This is a genomic window from Tessaracoccus luoxuelianae, from assembly GCF_055326245.1.
This window is the reverse complement of sequence record NZ_JBUZNO010000007.1, coordinates 54,493-68,496: the sequence shown is the minus strand read 5'-3', so window position 1 is coordinate 68,496 and position 14,004 is coordinate 54,493. Positions and strand designations below refer to the sequence as shown.

The window sequence follows — 14,004 nt, the reverse complement described above, 5'->3', positions numbered from 1 at the left end:
TGAGGGTGGCGCTGAGCCCCGCGCAGCGGCGCGGGCTGTCGGTGGGCGTCGCGACGGGGCTCTACGGGATCTCGTTCGGGGCACTGGCCGTGGCTGCCGGCCTGACGGTGGGGCAGGCATGCGTGCTCAGCCTGCTGATGTTCACCGGCGGCTCGCAATTCGCGTTCGTCGGCGTCGTCGGCGGAGGTGGGGCGCTGGCGTCGGCGACCGCAGCCGCCTCGCTGCTGGGGGTCCGCAACGCGATCTACGGGGTCACCGCCAACGCCATGCTCCGCCCGCGCGGCTGGCGACGTTTCGTGGCCGCGCACCTGACCATCGACGAGTCCATCGCCACCGCGTCGGCCGCGGAGGACCCCGTCGAGGAGCGGCGGGGGTTCTGGGCTGGAGGTGTCGCGGTGTTCGTCCTGTGGAACCTGTTCACACTGTTGGGGGCCCTCCTCGGCGACGCCCTGGGCGACCCGAAGGCCTGGGGGCTCGACGGCGCGGCTGTCGCGGCGTTCCTGGGTTTGCTGTGGCCGCGGCTACGGAGCCGCGACCCGATCGCGATCGCGGTGATGGCCGCCGTGGTGACGGTGGCGGTGGCACCGTTCGTACCGCCGGGGATTCCGATCATCGTGGCGGCAGGTGTCGCGGTGGCGATGACTCTGGCCCAGCATCGCCGCGACTCGACGGTCGCGCCGGACGTCGATCGGAGTGTCCCACGATGACGATGTGGCTCTGGATCATGGCCGCCTGCGCGATCGCGTACGTCACCAAGCTGGTCGGCTACCTGCTTCCCGAGCGATGGCTCGAGAATCCGTGGGTCGTGAAGCTCTCGCACGGGGTCACGGTGGGGCTGCTCGCCTCGCTCGTGGCCACCAACGCGTTCGTATCTGGCACTGCGGTGGCGCTCGACGCGCGCGCCGCGGCCCTGCTTGTGGCCGCCGTGGCCCTGGTGCTGCGCGCGCCATTCCTGCTCGTGGTGATTGCCGGGGCTGCCGCCGCCGCGTTGGCTCGCCTGGGTGGCCTCGCGTGATCTCTCCACAGCCTTATCCACAGCTGTGCACAGATTACGTCGGTGTAATTTCGGCTTCTCGGGCCTGCGGCGAGGCGCCCCAGTCCGCCACCTCCGGAACCTGTGAACGTCCGAGCGGTCCGCGGCAGAAGCGTGCGTTCCGAACCGCGGGCCATCGAACCCGGCCCTCAGGCGACGGCCTGGCGCAGTCGGGAGTGAGCGGCGCCGGTGCTAGCCTCGACGGGAGGGCTAGTACCGCGGCCGTCAACGTTTGCCCTGTTGCGGAATTGCCGTGGCTGCTGTCGCGACGGCGGAGACCACGCAGTAGGTTCCGCTCGGCCTGGCCCAGGTCGTGTTCGAGTCAATCTTGATCGTCCGTGCTGCCGGCGGAGGTTCTGAGCCCGGGGTGATGGGGTGCAGCAGTGTGGCCTTACGCTTGCGCGACCTGCGGGGCGTCAGCCCGCCGTGACGTCTAGGCTGGAGCCGCATCGCCAGCGCCGATGCCGACTCACGGGAGTAGGGAGTGGTGTGGACAGGGGCCTCCACGATCTGTCGTTCAGGGTTTGGGTGGACCGACAACTCACCTTGCGAATCTGCCCCGTGATCGACGGAACCTCCATCATCGAGCGATTCAGGTGTCTGCGCGTGGTGCGGGGACTCGAGGGGCTTGCTCTCGGAACCAGGGACGCGAGCCGATTCAAGGACCTGGCAATGGGCGCCAGGGTGCCACTCCTGTCATGCGACTGCGGCGCTTACGACTGCCGGGTGGTCGCCGACATCACGCGCGATGCGAACTACGTCAGCTGGCACAACATGATGGACTCGAGGACCGGTGAGCTGATCCCAGATATGTGGTTCAGCGCGGCGGACTATGACGCAGCCGTCGCACAGGCTGCGACGTCCCTGCACCGGACCCTGGGGTGGTACCGGGTCCGGCTGTTCATGGCCATCCGAGATGACGGTCTGCCACTGGGGGCGGGGTCGGGCCTGGACGTGGGATTGATGCTCGCGTTCATGGTCGGGTTCGCTGTCAATCGCGAAGACCACCCGCAGTGGGCCCCGCTCGGAGTCGAGTGGTGGCTGTGGTGCGGCGCGTTCGTCGCCCTTAACGTGACCCGTGACCTCATCATGCGCAGAATCCGAGGCGGGGACCTCTGGCTGGACGGGCCGCTCCACGGCCGGAAGTGCCCGTGGCACCCCAGGATCCGCTACCTAAGACTCAACCACCGACGCTCCTACGGCATCTTCCGGTTCCTGCGAACACAACCCTGAGTCGCGGGCCGACTTGAAGACTGGCCCGACCCGAAGACTACTGAGCGCGGGAGCAACCAACGTTGGACGCCGCTCGACATTGACTGACACGCCGGTTGGGGTCCGCTGGTCTCTTGCGGGACGCGGGATCGTGTGGGGGTCAGTTCCTGTTCTTCCCCTCAGGAGTGTCGTGATGGCCGAACGTGTTCGGGTCCGGGAAATCACCAACGACGAGGGCAACCGGCTGTTGCGCACGGTGCGGCGCGACTCAGGGTCGGTTGTCACCTGGCGACGAGCCCAGATCGTGCTGCGCTCGGCCCAGGGCATGGAAGCTCCGCAGATCGCGGCGGTCACGTTCACCAGCGCCGACCGGGTCCGTGATGTGATCCACAACTTCAACACCGACGGGTTCGATTCGCTGCGCCCGAAGTATGCCGGTGGCCGGCCCCCGAAGTTCACCACCGCGCATCGGGCCGCGATCACCCAGATCGCCCTGGCCAGGCCCGGTGATCACGGGCTCCCGTTCTCGACCTGGTCACTGTCAAAACTGGCCGACTACCTGGTCGCTCAGGGGGTGGTCGAAGACATCTCTCACGAAGGGCTCAGGCAGCTGCTGCGTGACCAAGGCGTCTCCTTTCCAAGCCGTGAAAACCTGGAAGACCAGCACCGACCCTGACTACGAGACCAAGAAGAACAGGGTCCTGGAGTTGTACGCCATCGCCGATGGCCGCAAGGAACCCGCACCGGGTGATCCGTCCGTGGTGATGTGTATGGACGAGTTCGGACCCCTCAACCTCCAGCCCCACCCCGGCAAACAGTGGGCCCCGATCGCCACCGGCACGGGAAGCCAAGACGCTCCCCGGCGGAGGCGGCGCCGAGCGACCTACAACCGGCCACACGGAGTACGGCACCTACTCGCCGGCTACGACCTGTCCACCGACCGGCTCTACGGACACATCAAGACCCGCAAGACCCGCACCGAGTTCCACGCGTTCTGCCGCTACCTCCGCACGCTCCACCCACCCGAGACGAGGATCGCGATCGTGCTCGACAACTTCAGCCCGCACCGCTCCACCAAGACCGACACCCGCGTCGGTGACCGGGCCGCAGCCAACAACGTCGAGCTCGCCTTCGTCCCGTTCTACGGCTCCTGGCTCAACCGGATCGAGGCGCAATTCACCGGCCTGCGGTACTTCGCCCTCGACGGCACCGATCACAACAGCCATCGCGAGCAAGCCAGCCTGATCCGCCGCTACATCATCTGGCGCAACTCCCACGCCACCGACCCACGACTCCGCAAAGTCCTCAAACGCGCCGCGATCATCAGGAGGGCCAAGGTTGCCTGACGCGGTACTAGTTGCCGCGTTCAACCCGGGGCTGGGTCCCGTCGACACGTCGAGCCTTGGGGGGCTTGTGGTTCACACCAACCTGGTGACTACCGGAGCGCCCTTCCTCATCGGCACCTAAATCGCCCACCCCGACCCTCAAGAAGAGAAGGATCCTCGTGACACGCACCACAATCGTGATAGCCGGAACCGTTGCCGTGATGGCGATCGTGGCGTTGGCCGTGGGAGTGACTCAACTCGTGCAAGCCGAACCCGGCGACCGCACCACCGTCGAATCTGCCGCTGAACTGAGGGATCCCACCCTGGCCGCCCGGGTTGAAGGTCAAGCCGAGCCCGCCATCGAAATGGCCAACGGGCAGCAAGCGATCTCCTCAGTGCAGATCAGGGCCGTCTGGGCCGATGCCATCACCAAAGTGCCTGGCCCTCTCGCCGCCGGCGACCACTTCCCAGAAGTGGAAGCAGTCGACCCTGCCGCCGGCGAGGAAGCGTTGTATGAGGACACCATGTTCGAGTACATCGCGCTGGAGGTCTGGCGGTGCTCCTGGATCGGCGAGGAACTACGCAACGGCGCAGCCGAGGCCGACCTGGAGCAACTCCGCGAGATCGACCGCACCATTCAACGGTTCGACTCGCAGGCAGCCCAGCAAGTGGTCAGCGACCGCGACGAAATGCACGACGGCCGCCACACAACAGGTACAACCACACTCAGCGACTACCAAGACGAGCTATCCGGAGCATCATGCCAGTCATTCGGGCTCGGACGCTGACATCACGACCCCCAACCAGCGGCATGACCGGACGTTGCGCAGCTCTCGTTCAAGGGCCCTCTTGGGCCAGACCTCTAGTCGCAGGATCGATAGCTTCTCACCGGGGAGGTACGCGCACGCTCTTGCAATCTGCACAGATTCCTATACAGTTCTTGTCATGACCATCTTCGCTGACCTGCACCGCGAGCGGACTCTGTCCGTTACCGCAGCCTCCAGCCGCGGTGTCGCGGGCTTGGTCAAGGATGCGGAGCGTGGTGAGGACATCATCGTCGAGCGCCACGGGCGCGCGGTCGCTGCCGTTATCTCCGTTGAACAGTTCGACGAGCTTCACCGTGTTCGGGCTGACCTGATCGCCGCTTCCCTCGTCTTGTCGCGCGAGCTCTCTGACACTGGCAGCCGCACCGATCTGGACGACGCCATCGCCGCGTTCGGGTTCGCCCGGGTGGAACTCGAGGCCGAGCTCGACGCTGACCTAGCCACCGGCCGCGAGTGACAACGCAACTCCGGTCCGGCCCCGGGCCAGCGGTTACGCATGGTTGAGAAGAAGCACCCGGAAGTACCCGGGTGTCTAGTGCGCCTGACCGGGGATGCGGTCGAGGACCTGGAGACCTTGTTCAAGGCCGACCCGCAGATCGTGCGCTGGGCCTTGAAAAAGATGATCCAGATCGAGCGCGACCCCAACGCAGGCGCCCCCTTGCTGGGCGGTCTCATCGGCTACCGCAAGATCGCCGTCGGCGATCGTGACTGGCGCGTCGTATGGCGAGTCGTGCAGGACGACGCAGGAGACTTCCGAGTGGAGGTCGCGGAGGTCTGGGCAGTTGGGTACCGCAAGGACAACGAGGTCTACGAAGAGATCAGGCAACGCGTCGCTAACGCTGGCTCCTCACCGAAGACCAAGGCGCTCACGGAGGTTCTAGAGCTCTTCGCCAAGCAGGCAAGCGACCTGACCGCGACCCCGGAACCGGAGAAGCCTGAGCCAGTCCCGAGATGGTTGACCGACGCACTGCTCTACGTGGTGCACCTCCCGGCCTCCCAGGTCCAAGAGATGACACTCGAAGAAGCCGAGAGGGCTTGGACGGACCATATTTCCGGTGCGGGTTCGGGAACGTAGCTGGGCCTCTGCTGAGGCTGCCCTCCCTGCCGGCTGCGCTCATCGCGGCAGATCCGCGCGTTCCGAAAGGCTCTTGACCTAGCCACGTTGGACCGTTGCGCGAGGTGGGCCGTGTGGACAGGCGCCCCTTCCTGACCGTCCTGGATGTGTCTCGCACAGGAAACGTCCGCAGGTGTCGCGCGCAGGACGGGCTCGCTCCTAGCTCTGGCTGCTTCTTTAGGCTGCCAGGGGGGCAGTGCTTGCTTGCCCGGCAGCCATACGCTGTCCCTATGGAGTTCACCCTGAACGGTGTGGTGCGGTCACTCGACGCTGAGACGGTTATGGCCCGTGTGCCTGCCGTGCCGCCAGACCCGATCCAGACCCACTGGGTGGAAGTCAAGGGGCGGCGGTGGCCTCCGAAGCAGGCCTTTCGAGTATCAACCGGTATCACTGACGAGCCCTTCATCAGCCATTTCGCGTTGCGGCTCTTCCAGAGGCTGGGGTTTCTCACTAGTCCTATTCCTGGCGCGGGAGGCGGCTCAACACAGGTCACAGACAGGACGAATGAAGCGCCCGATGTCCTAGACCAAAGCGCTGCTTTTCAAGCGTTTGAGCGTCTCGACCGCTATATGGCCTCTGAGTCGCTGACCAAGACGATCGCTTCTTTAGAGGCACGCCTGTCAGTCGCCGACGCGGGCATCGCCGCCGACGTACTCGCTACGTCGGGGCTCGACGAGGACCTAGTCGACAGTGCACTGATCGTGCGAGAGCGCGTTGGGATGATCGACACGCTGATCCATGCGGCCGTGATTGTGCAGGTCCTTCCTTCAATTCTTCGACCCGGCGAGCGGGTGCTGAAGCGACCGTCGCTCGGGGCCGGGAATGACCCCGAACGTCGGTACGATCTGGAAACCACCCATCGCATTGCCGAGTTCAAGCTCTCGTCGTGGAAGGGCGCCGACGGCGGGAGGCAACGGGGTCTGTTCGCGGACGTTGTGGGCTTGTCGCTGGATTCTACCGACCGGCTGCGCCAAGTCTTCGTTGTAGGCGAACGCCCCGTCCATTTCCTCACAAAGAGCGATCGCAATGCGGCGAAGACCTTGTCTAAGGCCGCTCTCAAACTGAGAACACCCGACGGCCTGACCGAGGAGATGACAGTGTCACAGTTCACCCGCGCGGCAAGAGTCGAGATTGTTAATCTCCGAACCCTAGTCCCCAAACTTCGCTGAATCGCGCCAAATCAAATGTCCTGGCCGTCGGTCAGCGGTAGAAGCAGCCCAACCTCGCGACGCCGGGCCTTCGGCTGATGAGGTCGCGGCGATCAGCCGAAGGCTATCGGCCGCGGCGCGGTAAGACAGTGCGTTCGCCTCGCTGCCCATTCGGCGCAGTCCCTTCGGCGACGCTGTCACCGCTGCTATGCGGGATCGGTGACGGGCGGGACTCCCATTAATGCGTTCGCAACGGTGCTTAGGCGGTCCGCACGCGCACTCAGGAATCTTCCATAGTCATCGTCGAAGAGAGAGTGAGGGCACGCGGCCGCGTCCAAGATCTCGTCTATCGATCCCGAGGGCATTTTTGCCTTGTAAATGCTAGGCGCCACGCCTCCTAAGGTCTTATTGTCGGCGGCAGATATGATAGCGAAGTTGGCTAGCCTGTTGATTTCGCTGACAGTCTTTCCACGTTCTTTTAGGAATGACCGTGGCATCAGGTGATGAAATTCTTCCCGGTTGTACGCCTGTAGCACACGATCCAGATCAACCTTTGCCCCTGAAACGAAACTGCGTGGGTTCAAGCTGGCCAGCATGAGTACCGTCGTGCGAGTGTGTACGGTCCCGATCGTAAAGCCTTGATCTGTGAAGTAATCGCTATCGATAGATACACTCACATTGGAAAGTTGGGAGACCCCGTCATTTCGGAGCTTCTCTGCTTCTTGGATGTCTCGCTTTAAGTTGCGGAGAACGGCGGCGCTGAACCTACGCGAGAAGCAGGACCTCCAGAACCACTGTTCCATTGCACGGCGCTGATCGTCCTTTAGTTGAACCGTCTTGCCATCCGGCACCGCGAAGAAGACGGCCAGGGGAACAATTAGAGAAGGGTAGGGGAGGTTACTCAAGTTGCGAACAGGAAGATTCTTGCGCAGGAAATCAATCGCCCCTTGAACTCCGTTTTCGATCTCGTCGAACCGCGACCGGACTTCAACCCCTTTGAGGCCCATCAGTGCGGCAGGCGACGCGTCCTTGGCAACAACTGCCGCACAGCATCTCAGGATCAGGTTCGTATCTTCAGATAGGTCGCCAAAGCCGTGGGGGGAAACTTCGTCGGCCAGCGCCTTGATGCGCTCCTGCAAATCGAAGTCCTCACTCCAGGTCCAGGCGCTGAGCAACTGGAAAGTGTCCAGCTCCATGCCCAGCCGATTCACACGCTCGAAGACGATGGCGACCTTGGCTCGGTCTTCCGTCGCGACTTCCTGTGTCGGAATATCAGCCTCCTTGAAGATCGATTGAACCTGGTCGATCGTCTTAGCATCTCCTTCGGGCAGTTTCGCTGTCGCCCTTCGATAGGTAGTGACGTCGAAGAAGGTGCCGATGGGAAAGTGACGGACTGGATCGACTAACTCGTCCGTAAGCGCTAGGAACTGGCTCTCCTGCAGGTCGTCTTCCGCGCGGAGGTCGAAGTACACCTTCGTCCAAGGCGCGTCCTCGGTGGCGGTTAAGTCCGTCTGGAAGACGCCGAAGATAGAAGTTAGGCGCTGCTGGCCGTCGAGGACGTAATCGATCGGATAATCGGGCTCCGCGTCTGGAAGCACGAAGGGGCCAAGCTGTCGCTCATGCGTAAGCTTCTCCTTTGTCCGCCACAGGATCAGCGCGCCGAAAGGGTAGCCCTTGTAAATGGAGTCCATGAGATACGCAACACGTTCAGCGTCCCAGACAAACCCGCGTTGAAACGCAGGGACTCGAATGGTCCCGTTCTGAACGCGTTCGAGGATCTTTCGGATCGTCAAGCTCATGGCAGCATCACTCCGGTGGGAATTGGTGATCACAACATAGCTCACGGCAGGAGGGGGCTGTGCTGTTGGCGTGGTCTGACGACTGCGACTCAAGCCCGATGCTGCCGGATATTTGCTGGAGGTCGGGTGCCGCCAGCTAGCTTAGCCAGGGCTCGCTCATCAAGCATGAGCGTGAACCGCACGGCCATCGTTGACATCCCTCCAGGACCCAACGTTGACGAACGGGGCGCCGCCACCGCAGCAGGAAGACCCACTCCCTACTTTTGACGACCCTCCCCCGGGCGTCCCGATCTACAAACTACCGAGCGCAGAAGTGCACAGAGTGAAGCGCAGCTCGACACCCCAGTCCGCCACCTCCGGAACTTGTGAACGTCCGAGCGGTCCGCGGCAGATCCGGTAGTTGTTCATCGCGTGCGGGCCGGAGTGGTATCCCGGCCGAACCCGCCCTCATGCGAGGAAAGACGGTCCCCCTGGTTTGTGTTTGTCTGCAACTTGCTACCCATAGAGCGGCATCTGCGCATATATGCAGAAGCCGCCCTCTGGGTAGCAAGTTGCAGACCCCTCGTCGTCAACGACACCATTCCGGCGGCATCAGCACCTCGGCAGGAGCGTGAAGCGCACAGTCCGGGGCTTCGACGGCGCTGGGCGCCACCTGAGCCACCGGGATGGCGTGTGTGGCTGAGCCCCACAGCGAACGCTCAGCTGTCTGACGACAACCTAAGACCCCGACCCTTTGGGCCGGGACATCCACAAGACGCGCGTGGTCTTGGCGTTGCGGAGTTCCCGCCCATTGTCCGAGTGCGCTGCCATGATGGCGCCATGGCACTGATCGGTGAACCGCGCCGGATGAATCCGCTGCTGCGACTCGGGGTCAGGATCGCCGAGCGCACGACAGGGCGCCGGATGGAGCCCGCCCGGCTGCTCGCCTGGTATCCCAGGGCTGCGATCGGCTCCGGCCTGCTGGAAATGCTGGTGGCGCATCGCGAACCTTCCGAGCGGCTGCTGAAGCTGGTCCGCGTCACCGCGTCCATCACCGCCAACTGTGCGTTCTGTGTGGACATGAACAGCTACGAGCATGACCGCGCCGGGCTGAGCGACGCCGAACTGGCCGCGCTCGCCCGCGGCGACCCTGACGGCATCCAGACCTTCACCCACCGGGAGCGGCTGGCCATCGAGTACGCAAGGCTGATCTCATCCACACCGCTGACGTTTCCCACAGAGCACCTGGCGCGGCTCAGGGCGGAGTTCAGCGAGCGTGAAATCGTGATCCTTGCCACCACTGCCGCCCAGGTGAACTACTGGGCGCGGGTGATCCAGGCCCTCGGTGTTCCACCGGCCGGCTTCACCGAGGCGTGCCGGGTGCCGAACCCCCGAGGTCCTCGCGACCGCCTCGGAGCTTACGCTCTGTGGTTCACACCCGGGCACGAGGCGTGACAAGAAAGCCAGGAGCGGCCTAGTCAGATCGACACCCGCGGCGACAGGGCTGGATACGATGGATGAGTCCAACGAAGGATTGCACCGAACACTTCGAGGAGCTGTGATGGCATCCGTAGAGAACGACCTCGCCAGGATCAAGGGCATCGGACCGAAGTACGCGGAGATGCTCAAGAGCATCGGGGTGGACTCCGTCAAGGAGCTCCGGCACCGCAACGCGGCCAACCTGAAAGAGATGATCGAGACCCGTCACGGAGCGGTGATCGGGCTGTCGGTAGCTGAGTGTGAGGACTGGGTGACGCAGGCGAAGGCACTCGACGTCTGAGTGATCGCTCAGGGTGGCTGCGCTCGCTACACCACCAGCGGCGCCGCGACCTCCAACTCTCCGTGCTCGATCAGCCACCTCACTGACTCGAGGATGGCCTCGTCCGGCTGATACCTGGGTTCGTACCCGAGCGCGTATCGCGCCTTCCCGATGCTGAGGTAGTGGTTGCGCAGCAGGTGCTCCCAGCTGGCCTCTGCGGCGCCTTCGGCGGCGGACGCGCGGAACTCGTCCCAGCTCACCGAGCGCAGTTCCGCCGCCTGCCCGAACCATCCCGCCGCGATCCTCGCGTACCCCCGCACGTTCAACGCCGACGGAGCCACGACACTGAAGTCCTCCCCCGCGGCCGCGGTGCGGTGCACGATGGCCGCCTCGAAGGCCTGGGCCACATCGTCGGCGTGCACGTGATGGAGGAACTCGCCGCCGAGCCCGGGGATCTCGAGCGGTTGGCCGGCTGAGAGGGTGCGCCACACCGTCGGATCGACGTTGCCGAGCGGGCCGATCGGATGCCAGCCGGGGCCGACGATGTGGCCCGGATGCAGCGACGTGGTGACCAACCCGCCGGACCTCGTCTCCTCCTTCAGCATGGCCGCGATGGCGGACTTCGCGATCCCGTACTCCCCAGCCGGCGGCGTACCGCCATCCTCTGTGATCGGGAGGCGCTCGCTGGGGCCGTGACGCCAGATGGACCCGCAGTGCAGCAGGTGCCCAGTCTCCCCGCGGAGTCGCTCGACCAGCGCGGTGGCAGAGTCCAGCGTGAAGCAGATCAGGTCCACGACGACGTCGGGCCGGAGCGCAGCGACGCGGTCGGTGAAGGTCCCCTCGCGCTCCTCGGCCTCCCGATCGGCGACCATCTGACGCACATCCCGCCAGGCCGGGTCCTCGACGTAGCTGGCTCGCTGACCACGGCTGATGCTGACCACGTCGTGCCCGGCCCGGACCAACCTCGGGACAAGGTAGCTCCCGATGTGCCCGCTTCCGCCGATGACAACGATTCTCATGTCGCCACATTAGGGCGCTTGCCCCGCCGCTGCCGACGTAGGCTGAATCCGCACATCACGAGGGAGACGACATGAGCGAGGCGGCGACCACCGCAGCGACCGCGGCCGAGTTGCTGACCGAGCTTGCTGCGCTGGAGGACCCCAAGATCCGGGCCGTCAACGAGCGCCACGGCGACGATCACGGGGTGAACCTCACGAGACTGCGGGCCGTGGCGAAGCGGGTCAGGACCAACCACGACCTCGCCGTCGAGCTGTGGTCCACCGGCGACTCCGCCGCCCGGCTGCTCGCCCTGCTCATCTGCCGGCCGAAGCTGTACTCCCTCGACGAGCTGGACGCCATGCTCCGCGGGGCCGGCTCGCCGAAGGTGCACGACTGGCTGGTCAACTACGTCGTCAAGAAGAGCACCCATGCGGAGTCGCTGCGCCTGGCCTGGTTCGCGGACCCGGACCCGGTCGTCGCGAGCGCGGGGTGGGCGCTGACCAGCGAGCGCGTGGTGCGCAGCCCTGAGGGGCTCGATCTGGACGGGCTTCTGGACCTGATCGAGGCGCAGATGGCGGAGTCGCCCGAGCGGCTGCAGTGGGCGATGAACCATTGCCTGGCGCAGATCGGCATCGAGAACCCGTCGCTGCGTGAGCGCGCCGTCTCGATCGGCGAGCGACTGGGCGTGCTGCGCGACTACCCGACGCCGCCCGGCTGCACCTCGCCGTTCGCGCCGATCTGGATCGCGGAGATGGTGTCGCGGCGCGAGACCTAGTCCACGTCTGGACGGCCCACCGGAAGCGACACCGTCGCGCTCAACCCGCCCAGGTCAGACTCCCCCAGGGTGACCTCGCCGCCGTGGTCGCGGGCGATCTCCCGCGCGATCGCCAGGCCCAGCCCGCTGCCGCCGCCCTCGCGCTCACGCGCCTCGTCCAACCGCACGAAGCGCTCGAAGACCCGCTCGCGATCCCCAGCCGGGATCCCCGCCCCGTCGTCCTCGACGACCACCACCCCGTCGGACACCGTCACCCGCACCACACCACGGGCGTGCCGGGCCGCGTTCTCCACCAGGTTGCGCACCACCCGCCCGACGGCGGCCGCGTCCACCCACGCCCGGCCGGCTCCGCGCACCTCCACCGCGACACCCGCGCGCACGCCGGCCACAGCGTCACCGACGAGGGCAGCCAGGTCAGCGTCGTCTCGCCGCGCCCCCGTCGCACCCACCCGCGCCAGCAGCAGCAGATCGTCGACGAGCGCCTGCATCCGCCGCACCTCCGGCGCAAGCTCGGCCGCCAACTCCCCGCTGCTGAAGGCCGCCGGGTGCGCCTCCGCCACCTCGACGGCGGCGCGCAGAGACGAGATCGGCGAGCGCAGCTCGTGGGCCGCGTCCTCGACGAACCCGCGCTGCCGAGCCGCGGCCCGGTCCAGGCGGTCCAGCATCTCGTTCAAGGTCCGCGCAAGCGCCCCGAGCTCGTCGTCGGCTGCGGGCACGGGCAACGCGCCCGGCCCGCCCTCGCGGGCCACCCGGGCGGCGGCCACCCTGAGCTGCTCCACCGGCCGCAGCGCCCGGCCGAGCGCCAGCCAGATGACGCCCGCGAGCAGCAGCGTCAACGTGGGCACCACCCCCACCAGCGACACCCGCAGCGCTTGCAGCACCCCCTCGACGTCGCGCAGCGGCAGCGCCACCACCACCGTCACCGGTGCCCCCCGCCAGTCCGCCGCTCGGGCCACCACCCGCGCCCGCGCGTCGTAGGCCGTCGGCATCGTCGCGGGGCCGGCTCCCGTGAGCGCCGGGAGCTCCGACGGCGCCACCACCGGCAGCGTCCGGCTCGCGTTGGCCGAGCTCGCCACCACCAGGCCGTCGCCGTCGAGCACCTGCGCGATCTCCCCCGGCTCCGCCACCGGTAGCGGCTCGGGCAGCCGGTCATCGGCCACCAGCCGCGACACCGTCAGCGCCCGAGCCTCCGCCAGCTCGTCCAGCGCAATCACCCGGCTCGCGGACACCACCGTCGACAACGCGACCGCCCCCAGGGAGAGCCCCACCGCCAACAATCCGGCGGTCACCAGAGTCAGCCGCAACCGTAGTGAGAGCCCGCCCCACCGTCGCCCCTCGCCGGGCACGCCGTCAGCCCACCACTCGGTAGCCGGCGCCGCGCATGGTGAGGACGACGTCGCGGCCCAGCTTCCGCCGCAGGTAGCCGACGTAGACCTCCACCACGTTGAGGTCCTCCCCTGTGCCGTCCCACACGTGGTCGCGCAGCTCCACCTTGCCCACCACGCGGTCCGCGTGCCGCATCAGGTACTCCAGCAGCGCCAGTTCGCGGGTGGTGAGATCCACGAGCACCCCGTCGAGTGTCACGGTCCGGGCGGAGGGGTCCATCACGAGCGCGCCGACGGCGAGCACCGACGGCCTGGCCTCCGCGGGACGGCGCACCAGGGCACGGAGCCGGGCCACGAGCACGACGAAGGAGAAGGGCTTGGTGAGGTAGTCGTCGGCGCCGAGGTCCAGCGCATCCGCCACGTCGTACTCGCCGTCCTTGGCGCTCAGCATCAGCACCGGGGTCCACACCTTGCGTTCACGCAGCGCGGCTACCACGTCGTAGCCGTTGCGCCGGGGCAGCATCACGTCCAGGACGATCGCGTCGTAATCGCCGTGGGTGGCCAGCGAGAGGCCCGTCTCGCCGTCGTGCGAGCAGTCCACCGCGAACCCCTCCGCCGCCAGGCCGCGCTGCAACGCCCGGGTGAGCCCCCGCTCGTCGTCGACCACCAGTACCCGCACGCCCCCATCCTGCCAGCGGGCCAGTGGCGGCGG

General features: G+C 66.2%; 16 protein-coding genes. 12 read left to right on the top strand and 4 right to left on the bottom strand.

The window, feature by feature from the left end; genetic code table 11:
- Positions 1-5: 5 nt before the first annotated feature.
- The 9 genes from ACZK39_RS11580 to ACZK39_RS11540 all read left to right on the top strand — a co-directional run bounded on the left by ACZK39_RS11580 (position 6) and on the right by ACZK39_RS11540 (position 6,677).
- Entirely contained in the window at positions 6-707 is a 702-nt protein-coding gene (locus ACZK39_RS11580; RefSeq protein WP_370586028.1) for an AzlC family ABC transporter permease, read from the top strand.
- Positions 704-1,015 carry an AzlD domain-containing protein gene (locus ACZK39_RS11575; protein WP_182781431.1) on the top strand — a complete coding sequence of 104 codons (312 nt, stop codon included), beginning with the start codon at positions 704-706 and terminating at the stop codon, positions 1,013-1,015. The genes ACZK39_RS11580 and ACZK39_RS11575 overlap by 4 nt, the downstream gene beginning before the upstream one ends.
- Positions 1,016-1,594: 579 nt before the next feature.
- Positions 1,595-2,266: a hypothetical protein gene (locus ACZK39_RS11570; protein WP_463613365.1), complete on the top strand. Its 672-nt coding sequence runs from the start codon at positions 1,595-1,597 to the stop codon at positions 2,264-2,266.
- Positions 2,267-2,438: 172 nt separating this feature from the next.
- Positions 2,439-2,921: a helix-turn-helix domain-containing protein gene (locus ACZK39_RS11565; protein WP_463613364.1), complete on the top strand. Its 483-nt coding sequence runs from the start codon at positions 2,439-2,441 to the stop codon at positions 2,919-2,921.
- Positions 2,890-3,591, top strand: a complete 702-nt coding sequence (locus tag ACZK39_RS11560; RefSeq protein WP_463613363.1) for a transposase — start codon at positions 2,890-2,892, stop codon at positions 3,589-3,591. The genes ACZK39_RS11565 and ACZK39_RS11560 overlap by 32 nt, the downstream gene beginning before the upstream one ends.
- A gap of 158 nt (positions 3,592-3,749) precedes the next feature.
- Positions 3,750-4,358, top strand: coding sequence for a hypothetical protein (locus tag ACZK39_RS11555; RefSeq protein WP_463613362.1), 609 nt, complete (start codon positions 3,750-3,752; stop codon positions 4,356-4,358).
- Positions 4,359-4,515: 157 nt separating this feature from the next.
- Positions 4,516-4,851: a type II toxin-antitoxin system Phd/YefM family antitoxin gene (locus ACZK39_RS11550; RefSeq protein WP_463613361.1), complete on the top strand. Its 336-nt coding sequence runs from the start codon at positions 4,516-4,518 to the stop codon at positions 4,849-4,851.
- Positions 4,852-4,890: 39 nt separating this feature from the next.
- Positions 4,891-5,469, top strand: coding sequence for a type II toxin-antitoxin system RelE/ParE family toxin (locus ACZK39_RS11545; RefSeq protein WP_182798877.1), 579 nt, complete (start codon positions 4,891-4,893; stop codon positions 5,467-5,469).
- A gap of 269 nt (positions 5,470-5,738) precedes the next feature.
- Positions 5,739-6,677 (top strand): hypothetical protein, encoded by a 939-nt coding sequence (locus tag ACZK39_RS11540; RefSeq protein WP_463613360.1) that lies wholly within the window; start codon positions 5,739-5,741, stop codon positions 6,675-6,677.
- A 185-nt stretch (positions 6,678-6,862) separates the two neighbouring features.
- On the opposite strand, the gene ACZK39_RS11535 is transcribed toward ACZK39_RS11540, so the two are convergent.
- On the bottom strand, positions 6,863-8,500 hold the full coding sequence (locus tag ACZK39_RS11535) for a GmrSD restriction endonuclease domain-containing protein (RefSeq protein ID WP_463613359.1): 1,638 nt from the start codon (positions 8,498-8,500) through the stop codon (positions 6,863-6,865).
- 774 nt (positions 8,501-9,274) lie between these two features.
- On the opposite strand from ACZK39_RS11535, the gene ACZK39_RS11530 reads away from it, so the two are divergent.
- The gene (locus ACZK39_RS11530) at positions 9,275-9,889 is read left to right on the top strand and encodes a carboxymuconolactone decarboxylase family protein (RefSeq protein WP_459055355.1); all 615 of its coding nucleotides are present in this window, start codon (positions 9,275-9,277) and stop codon (positions 9,887-9,889) included.
- A gap of 106 nt (positions 9,890-9,995) precedes the next feature.
- The gene (locus ACZK39_RS11525) at positions 9,996-10,214 is read left to right on the top strand and encodes a DUF4332 domain-containing protein (RefSeq protein WP_220489054.1); all 219 of its coding nucleotides are present in this window, start codon (positions 9,996-9,998) and stop codon (positions 10,212-10,214) included.
- A gap of 26 nt (positions 10,215-10,240) precedes the next feature.
- On the opposite strand, the gene ACZK39_RS11520 is transcribed toward ACZK39_RS11525, so the two are convergent.
- Positions 10,241-11,212, bottom strand: a complete 972-nt coding sequence (locus ACZK39_RS11520) for an NAD-dependent epimerase/dehydratase family protein (protein ID WP_463613358.1) — start codon at positions 11,210-11,212, stop codon at positions 10,241-10,243.
- Between the two features lie 71 nt (positions 11,213-11,283).
- Between ACZK39_RS11520 and ACZK39_RS11515 the strand changes: the two genes are divergently transcribed.
- On the top strand, positions 11,284-11,967 hold the full coding sequence (locus tag ACZK39_RS11515; RefSeq protein ID WP_463613357.1) for a DNA alkylation repair protein: 684 nt from the start codon (positions 11,284-11,286) through the stop codon (positions 11,965-11,967).
- On the opposite strand, the gene ACZK39_RS11510 is transcribed toward ACZK39_RS11515, so the two are convergent.
- Both ACZK39_RS11510 and ACZK39_RS11505 read right to left on the bottom strand, forming a co-directional pair.
- Positions 11,964-13,256, bottom strand: coding sequence for an ATP-binding protein (locus ACZK39_RS11510; protein ID WP_463613356.1), 1,293 nt, complete (start codon positions 13,254-13,256; stop codon positions 11,964-11,966). The two genes, ACZK39_RS11515 and ACZK39_RS11510, sit on opposite strands and share 4 nt — an antisense overlap.
- Before the next feature lie 61 nt (positions 13,257-13,317).
- Positions 13,318-13,971 (bottom strand): response regulator transcription factor, encoded by a 654-nt coding sequence (locus ACZK39_RS11505; protein ID WP_463613355.1) that lies wholly within the window; start codon positions 13,969-13,971, stop codon positions 13,318-13,320.
- Positions 13,972-14,004 lie beyond the last annotated feature (33 nt).

What these genes read in the sequence shown, in the direction of transcription:
- ACZK39_RS11545 (WP_182798877.1), top strand. Translation starts at nt 4,891, where the DNA reads ATGGTTGAGAAGAAGCACCCGGAAGTACCCGGGTGTCTAGTGCGCCTG.
- ACZK39_RS11515 (WP_463613357.1), top strand. Translation starts at nt 11,284, where the DNA reads ATGAGCGAGGCGGCGACCACCGCAGCGACCGCGGCCGAGTTGCTGACC.
- ACZK39_RS11550 (WP_463613361.1), top strand. Translation starts at nt 4,516, where the DNA reads ATGACCATCTTCGCTGACCTGCACCGCGAGCGGACTCTGTCCGTTACC.
- ACZK39_RS11520 (WP_463613358.1), bottom strand. Translation starts at nt 11,212, where the DNA reads ATGAGAATCGTTGTCATCGGCGGAAGCGGGCACATCGGGAGCTACCTT.
- ACZK39_RS11575 (WP_182781431.1), top strand. Translation starts at nt 704, where the DNA reads ATGACGATGTGGCTCTGGATCATGGCCGCCTGCGCGATCGCGTACGTC.
- ACZK39_RS11525 (WP_220489054.1), top strand. Translation starts at nt 9,996, where the DNA reads ATGGCATCCGTAGAGAACGACCTCGCCAGGATCAAGGGCATCGGACCG.
- ACZK39_RS11540 (WP_463613360.1), top strand. Translation starts at nt 5,739, where the DNA reads ATGGAGTTCACCCTGAACGGTGTGGTGCGGTCACTCGACGCTGAGACG.
- ACZK39_RS11530 (WP_459055355.1), top strand. Translation starts at nt 9,275, where the DNA reads ATGGCACTGATCGGTGAACCGCGCCGGATGAATCCGCTGCTGCGACTC.
- ACZK39_RS11565 (WP_463613364.1), top strand. Translation starts at nt 2,439, where the DNA reads ATGGCCGAACGTGTTCGGGTCCGGGAAATCACCAACGACGAGGGCAAC.